The organism is Halanaerobium saccharolyticum (assembly GCF_003259895.1).
Classification (GTDB): domain Bacteria; phylum Bacillota; class Halanaerobiia; order Halanaerobiales; family Halanaerobiaceae; genus Halanaerobium; species Halanaerobium saccharolyticum_A.
Map to the genome: position 1 here is coordinate 1 of NZ_QLME01000045.1, position 7,468 is coordinate 7,468.

The following is a 7,468-nucleotide window of genomic DNA, read 5'->3' on the forward strand; positions in this document are numbered from 1 at the left end:
AAACCTATAATTTCAAGTTAAAAGGCTTATTTTTATGATTCGTAGACAATATTTTTTTGAATTAAACTAAATTAAGCGTATTATGAAATTCGCTTGATTATATATAAGACTTATTAAAGGGCAGAATGTTAAGTTGAAATAAAATAGGTAGTAGTTTTTAGATTTTACCTAGAGATGTTAAAGTTTCTATTAACATGGTCATGTAAAAAATTATAGTGATAATTATATAAATGTCGAGAAAGCTACAGAAAAAAGTTAACATTACCTTCTATAAAAGATAGGATAACTAGGAGGTAGCAAGAACATGATTTTTGGAATTAGTTAGATCATTTTTAATTGATTAATTAAGTATAAAAACTAATTAACTTCAAAGGGAGGAATTTTGATGTTTAAATCAAAAAGAAAAGTATTAATAGTAAGTCTGTTAATGGTTTTATTTTTAGGATTTTCTTCGTTAGTAGGAGCAAAAAGCATAACAGTTTTAGTAGAAGGTGGTGGCCCGGCTCATAAGGTAGCTGAAAGTACGGCCGAAGAATTTGAGAAAATAAGTGGTTATGAGGTTATAATAGAAACTGCTCCATATGATGGAATTTATGATAAAATGAGAGCTGAAATTGCTTCTCCAACTGGAGCATATGATGTAGCTACAATAGATGTGTTATGGATACCATTTTTATATAATGGACTATTACCACTTGATGATGTATTAACAGAAGATATGAAAAACGATTTTTTTCCGGGTTTAGTTGAAGGTGGTTCTATTAATAATAATAGTTATGGTATTCCTGTTTGGACAAATTCAAAATTGTTATTGTATAGAAAAGATTTATTCAATAATGAAGAGTACAAAAAAGAATTTAATAAAGAATATGGTTATGAGTTAGAGGTTCCGAAAAATTGGGAAGAATTTAGAGACGTGGCCAAGTTTTTCACAAAAGATTTAGATAATGATGGGGTAACTGATTTATATGGTACTGCAGTTATTGGCGGGAATCATGGAGATAGTGTAACAGGTTGGTTAGAACATTCACTTCAAGCAGGTGCAGAGTCATTAGTTATTGATGATAAAGGAGATATAGTAATAAATAAAGAACCATATATCGAAGGATTGAATTTCTTAAATAAGATTGTAAATGAAGATAAATCAGTTCCAAGCGGTACTTTAGAAATGCTTATACCACAAGCTGCAAATTTATTTTGGGATGGCAAGTTAGCTATGACATTAACTTGGGGACATTTTTATGTTCCATCTAACGATCCTGAGCAATCTTCTATTGCTGGGAATGTTGGAGTTGCACCTATGATATCTGGTGATAAAGGAATTGGTGCTATCCCAGGACCATGGTACCAAGTTGTACCAGAGTCATCAAATGAAAAAGAAATTGCCAAAGAATATCTTAGATTTTTATATGAAAGAAATAATTTGTATTTAGAGGAACTTGGTGTAGCAGCTAGAGAGTCAGTTTTCAATGCTTTCAAAGATAAGAAAGGATATGAACATCTTGAACCTATGATGAAAACTTTAAATGCTGAACAAACCAAAAATCGACCTGCAATTAGAGAATGGCAAAGAATTGAAAGTGAAGCTTTAATACCTGCTGTTCAATATACATTAGGTGGATCAAAAACAGTTGAAGAATCAATTGAATGGGCCAATGAACAAATTGAGAACATTTTGAAATAAATTAATATAATCATCAGGGGGTTAACCCCCTGATGATTATTTAATAAAGGAGTGAAATTGTGAAATCTAAAGATAAAAAAATTGCTGTTCTTATGATATTACCAGCTATTATCATGTTAATATTATTTTTTGCATATCCCTTAATAAAACTTTTATATGATAGTTTTTTTTCTATTGATTTGTTTGATCCTTTATCTGGTAGTTTTGTTGGTTTAGAAAATTATTTAAGTTTAATTCAGTCTGAAAGGTTTTTAAATGTAATATTAAATACTTTTAAATTTGTTTTTATTGCAGTTGGTTTAGAATTTATATTAGGATTTATTATGGCTCTTTTATTTAATAGGAAATTCAAGACTCATCAATTTTGGAGAACATTATTATTAAGTCCTCTTATGTTAGCCCCAGTTGTATCAAGCTTGATTTGGAAATTTATGTTAAGCAACGATTTTGGACTTATAAATTGGGTTTTTTACAGTTTAGGGTTAATTCAAAATCCAAATTCTATTGCTTGGCTTTCAAATCCAAGATTAGCATTATTATCTTGTGCAATTGCAGAAATATGGCTTTCAACACCATTTATGGCATTAATGTTATTAGCTGGTTTACAAGGTATACCTAAAAGTCTTTATGAAAGTGCAAAAGTAGACGGGGCTAATTCATTAAAAAGATTTGTATTTATAACTTTACCTGTTATAAAACCAGTAGCAGTCACAGCTATTTTAATTAAAACAATTGATGTTGCACGCTCATTTGATATTATTTGGAATTTAACTCAAGGAGGCCCCCATTTTTCTTCAGAAGTGTTAAGTACTTATGTTTATAAAATGTTAATGCGTTATGGAGATATAGGTAATTCTAGTGCTATATCTGTTATATTTACTATACTATTATTTTTAATTAGTTCCATATTTATTTTTAAAATTTGGAATCGCAATGAAAATTAAAGAGGTGAAATAATTAATGTTCAGAATAAAGAATAAAGATTTATTTATAGATAATATTATCGCTGTTATAACAATTATTATAACTTTACTTTTTCTTGCACCATATTTATATCTGTTTTTTTCATCAATAAAACCACCGCAAAGTGTTTTTAGTTCTCCACCTTCTTTTTTTCCAAATGAATTTTCGTTAATGAATTATATAAATGCTATTGGAACTGATTCCATAGTTAAATTTTTTACAAACAGTATAATAATTGCTGTTTTAAGTACTATGATTAGTGTTCTTATTGGAGCATTGGCTGCTTATTCAATTTCTAGGTTTAAATTAAAGATACTAAATATTTTCTTAGTATGTGCTCTAATAACAAGAATGATTCCTTTGACAAGTATTGCAGTACCAATATATCGAATAGTAAGTAATTTAGGAATGCGAGATAGTCGATTAGCTCTTGGGGCAGTTTATATATCAATAAATCTCCCTCTAATAATATGGATGATGGTCAGTTTTTTTGAAAGTATACCTAGAGAGCTGGACGAGGCAGCTCTGATTGATGGATGTAATAGATTAGAAGCTTTTTTTAAAATCATTTTACCATTAACTTTACCAGGTTTAGCAACAACATCAATATTTAGTTTTATGCTTTCCTGGAATGATTTTTTATTTGCGTTATTATTAACTTCTAACAATGCTAAAACAGTTCCTGTTGCACTATCTGATTTCTTATCAGTGTATAATTTACAATTAGGCACAATGGCTGCTGTAGCAATTTTATTTAGTTTACCAGTAATGATTTTTACTTTTTTAGTACAAAAACATATTGTTGCAGGTTTAACTTTAGGTTCGGTTAAAGGTTAATTTTAGAATGTATGTAAAATATTTCTGACTTAGACATGAATTATAAAAATTACATTTAGGACAAATCTCCTTATTTGTTATAAAAAAATACAGTCCTTAAATTAATTTAAAGAGGCTGAAGTCGAAAATGGCTCTTATAGGTTGAAGATATCCGTGATTGACAGTTTAATGTTGAGAGAAGAATTATATAGAAATATTATATGGAAGTCAGCTTGATGGTATAATTGTCATTACTTCAGAATATAAACTTTACATTTTCAGGAGTTAAAAGATCAGTTTTAACTTTAACCAAAAACATTAACAATTTTGATTCATTTTTAGTTTTTCATCAAATCGGGTTGTAGAAGCCGCCAGATATTTCATTGAAACGGGACACAAGAATATTTTTTATATTGTCCCCATACCAGATAAAGAGGGAAACTGCTGGGATTTAACGATTAGATGAAAAGGCACGGATTGGAAATTTGACCTTCTAATTATATAGAATCTGATTTTGCAGGCTCTTCAGTTTCTCAGGTGATCTAAAAAGCTACAACAAAATATTTAAAGAATCTGATGTAAAAGCTATATCATTTTTTGTAGTAAACTATTTGGCAGCTTTTGGTGTAATACATGCTTTTATTGAGATAATGTTAGATAAAATCACCTTTAAAGAGGAAAAAATATTATTGGAACCAAGTAAAATAATAATGGAATTTATAAAAGAAGCTATGTTTAGAAGGTAATCTATTTGTATAGATTTTAATTTGATTTAAGTAAAAAAGATCTCTTTCGATTTTGAAAGAGATAGCTTAATATTGGAGGAGGAATTCTTGATGGCTAGTAAAAATTATTATGACGTAACAGAGTGGAATGTTGGTGATCCCTATGAGGATATTGGGGAAGTGATCAATAGCATAATTGCGGATGTTAAAAGCAGGCAAACGGATTCTGATATCAATGAAGGAGGAAAACCGGGCGCGGTTATCTATATACCCCCAGGTGACTATCATCTTGTCAGTCAGGTAGTTATAGACATCAGTTATTTAAAAATTGTGGGTTCCGGACATGGTTTTACATCTTCAAGTATCCGTTTTAATACTCCGGAAAGTGAATTGGCTGATTGGCAAGAAGTGTGGCCTGGAGGAAGCCGTATACTTGTAGATATTTCCCTAAAGGATGGCGATAGGGAATCTGTGGGAGCAGCTTTTTATGTTAAGCGGAGTGGAGATCCCCGAATAAGTTCGGTAGAGTTCGCTAATTTTTGTATTGATGGATTACATTTTTCATCAGATGATGGTTCAGAAAAAAAAGATCCGGAAAATTCATATACTAACGGGAAAACAGGTATTTATATTGCAAGTGCCAACGACTCATTTCGTATAACAGGTATGGGGTTTGTTTATTTAGAGCATGGAGTTACTATTTATGATGCGGATGCACTGACTATAGATAATAATTTCATTGCCGAATGTGGCAACTGTATAGAACTTCGAGGTTTAGGACAAGCTTCAAAAATAGCGAACAACTTAATAGGAGCCGGTTATAGAGGGTATTCAATTTATGCTGAAAATTATGCAGGGATTTTAATTTCTGCAAACAATGTTTTTCCACGAGGAGCAAGCTGCGTTCATTTTTCTGGTGTAGTACGTTCCACTATCACAAGTAATAGATTTCATTCATTTTATCCAGGGATGCTTATATTCAAAGAAAAATGCTCGGAAAATTTTGTGTCTTCAAATCATTTTCTACGTGATCATGAACCCTGGGATCCTATGTTGGAATATGATAATGGGTTGGATGATTTGTATGGTCTCCTGAATATTAACGGTAATAATAATTCTATAATTTCCAATCATATTTCGGAAATAATAGATACCCAGTATATCAAGCCGTCTGGTGAAAAACCTGTAATAATACGTGTTGTTTCAGGGAAGGGAAATTATATTTCTAATAATCATATTGTTGCTACTACCGAAACATCTGAGGCACAAGAAGCGGCAACTGATTCTTGTTTTTCTGCTCAAGTGAGAGCATTGCTCACTATTGATGATTTGGATGCACTTGATGTGATAAAAGTATTGGTAGAAAAGGAATCGACTCAAAATACGGTTCTTGATTCGGGAGATGACTCACAAGTTGTTATGGACAAGACTGTAAATGCATTTAGACCTACTCCAACACTTGAACAGTATAGTTGTTGATCTCATTAATTCACCATCAGGCTGTATTTTCAGAACTCGCTGTCCCTATGCAGAAGAGAAGTGTGTGGAGCAAAAACCTGAGTGGGAAAATATTGAGGGGGAGCACTTTGCAGACTGTCATTACAAAGATGCACTTGAATTAAAAGGAATAAAAAATAGAAAAAAAGCTTAAAAAATAAGTTAAAAAGAAATAAGTATATTTAATATATGAAGGATGATAAAATGATTGCAAATAATTTATATAAGGAAAAATATAGACTGCAGTATCACTTTAGCCCGAAAAAAAACTGGTCGAATGATCCAAATGGAATGGTATATTATCAAGGAGAATATCACCTTTTTTATCAGTATAATCCGGCAGATGTTGTCTGGGGGCCAATGCACTGGGGACATGCTGTCAGTAAAGACTTAATTCACTGGGAACATTTACCGGTTGCACTTGAACCTGATGCTGAACTTGGTATGATTTTTTCTGGGTCGGCAGTACTAGATAAGAATGACACTACAGGATTTTTTGATGGTGGGGAGGGACTTGTAGCAGTTTATACCACTCATCTCGAAAGAGAAGAAGGTCCATTACAGCAGCAGGCAATTGCTTACAGTAAGGATAGTGGCCGCAGCTGGATAAAATATGAAGGTAACCCTGTTATCAAAAATTATGGGGTTAAAGATTTTCGTGATCCTAAGGTCTTCTGGCATCAAAAAACTGAAAAATGGGTGATGATTGTTGCCTGTTATGATAGAGTTAGATTTTATAATTCTCCAGATTTAAAAAAATGGGAATATTTAAGTGAGTTTGGTTCTGAACTGGGGAGTCACGGTGGGGTCTGGGAATGTCCAGATTTATTTAAACTTCCAGTTGAAAAGAAAAATGGAATTGGAGCCAGTAATAACGAAAAAGAGAAATGGATTTTACAGATTGGAGATCAACAGGGGGGAGAAGCCGGAGTTTCAACCCAGTATTTTATCGGTGAATTTGATGGTACGAGATTTAAAGCTAATGAACAAAAAAGTCATAAAGTAGACTTTGGACAGGATTTATATGCTCTGCAGAGCTGGTCTAATATGCCTGATCAGAGAAGAGTCTGGCTGGGTTGGATGAATAATATTGCTTATGCTGAAGACATTCCAACAGATGGCTGGAAAGGGATGATGTCAATCCCCAGAGAGCTGTCATTAAGAAAAACGGAGGCCGGGTTGAGGCTAATTCAAAAACCAGTAAAGGAACTGAAACAGCTTAGAGAAAGATTTTATCATCAAGAAAATGTTCTCCTGAAAGATAACTTTTCGATCCCCTGTAATTTACAAAGCTATCAGCTGACGGTAGAATTAGAGATAAGTGATGAAAGTAATTTTAATCTTGCACTACATAAAAAGGATGAGCAGCAGTCACAATTGAATTATGAGGGTAAAACAAATACTTTTACCCTGGATTTAAGTAAAACTGGCCTGGTAAATTTTAATAAAAACTACTTAAAACAGAAAAAAATTAATAGAATCAGCAGCAGTAATAATTTGATATTAGATATTTTAGTTGACCAATCATCAATAGAAATTTTCATTGATGATGGAGAAATTTCAATAACTGATTTAGTTTTTCCAGAGAAAAATCCAGATGAGATTAAACTAACTGTAAATAAATCTGAAATTAAAATAAATAGTTTAAATGTATTTGAAATTAATAGTATATGGTAATAACTTAATAATTAAGCGAATTTCATAATACGCTTAATTTAGTTTAATTCAAAAAAATATTGTCTACGAATCATAAAAATAAGCCTTTTAACTTGAAATTATAGGT

General features: G+C 31.7%; 6 protein-coding genes. All 6 read left to right on the forward strand.

Translation table 11 applies throughout. The features are described from left to right. Window positions 1-385 precede the first annotated feature (385 nt). A complete protein-coding gene (locus C7958_RS15270; RefSeq protein WP_111573531.1) occupies window positions 386-1,684 on the forward strand; it encodes an ABC transporter substrate-binding protein in 1,299 nt (432 codons plus the stop codon). Window positions 1,685-1,743: 59 nt separating this feature from the next. Further along, a complete protein-coding gene (locus C7958_RS15275) occupies window positions 1,744-2,628 on the forward strand; it encodes a carbohydrate ABC transporter permease (RefSeq protein ID WP_208320787.1) in 885 nt (294 codons plus the stop codon). 16 nt (window positions 2,629-2,644) lie between these two features. Further along, window positions 2,645-3,484, forward strand: a complete 840-nt coding sequence (locus tag C7958_RS15280) for a carbohydrate ABC transporter permease (RefSeq protein ID WP_111573532.1) — start codon at window positions 2,645-2,647, stop codon at window positions 3,482-3,484. Between the two features lie 815 nt (window positions 3,485-4,299). Then, the gene (locus C7958_RS15285; protein WP_111573533.1) at window positions 4,300-5,667 is read left to right on the forward strand and encodes a NosD domain-containing protein; all 1,368 of its coding nucleotides are present in this window, start codon (window positions 4,300-4,302) and stop codon (window positions 5,665-5,667) included. Further along, window positions 5,624-5,839: an oligopeptide/dipeptide ABC transporter ATP-binding protein gene (locus C7958_RS16175; protein ID WP_111573534.1), complete on the forward strand. Its 216-nt coding sequence runs from the start codon at window positions 5,624-5,626 to the stop codon at window positions 5,837-5,839. The genes C7958_RS15285 and C7958_RS16175 overlap by 44 nt, the downstream gene beginning before the upstream one ends. Before the next feature lie 50 nt (window positions 5,840-5,889). Beyond that, window positions 5,890-7,362, forward strand: a complete 1,473-nt coding sequence (locus C7958_RS15295; protein WP_166668570.1) for a glycoside hydrolase family 32 protein — start codon at window positions 5,890-5,892, stop codon at window positions 7,360-7,362. Window positions 7,363-7,468: the final 106 nt, after the last annotated feature.

Bases quoted from the DNA above. Each gene is read 5' to 3' on its own strand.
- C7958_RS15270 (WP_111573531.1), top strand. From the start codon at position 386: ATGTTTAAATCAAAAAGAAAAGTATTAATAGTAAGTCTGTTAATGGTT.
- C7958_RS16175 (WP_111573534.1), top strand. From the start codon at position 5,624: ATGCATTTAGACCTACTCCAACACTTGAACAGTATAGTTGTTGATCTC.
- C7958_RS15295 (WP_166668570.1), top strand. From the start codon at position 5,890: ATGATTGCAAATAATTTATATAAGGAAAAATATAGACTGCAGTATCAC.
- C7958_RS15285 (WP_111573533.1), top strand. From the start codon at position 4,300: ATGGCTAGTAAAAATTATTATGACGTAACAGAGTGGAATGTTGGTGAT.
- C7958_RS15280 (WP_111573532.1), top strand. From the start codon at position 2,645: ATGTTCAGAATAAAGAATAAAGATTTATTTATAGATAATATTATCGCT.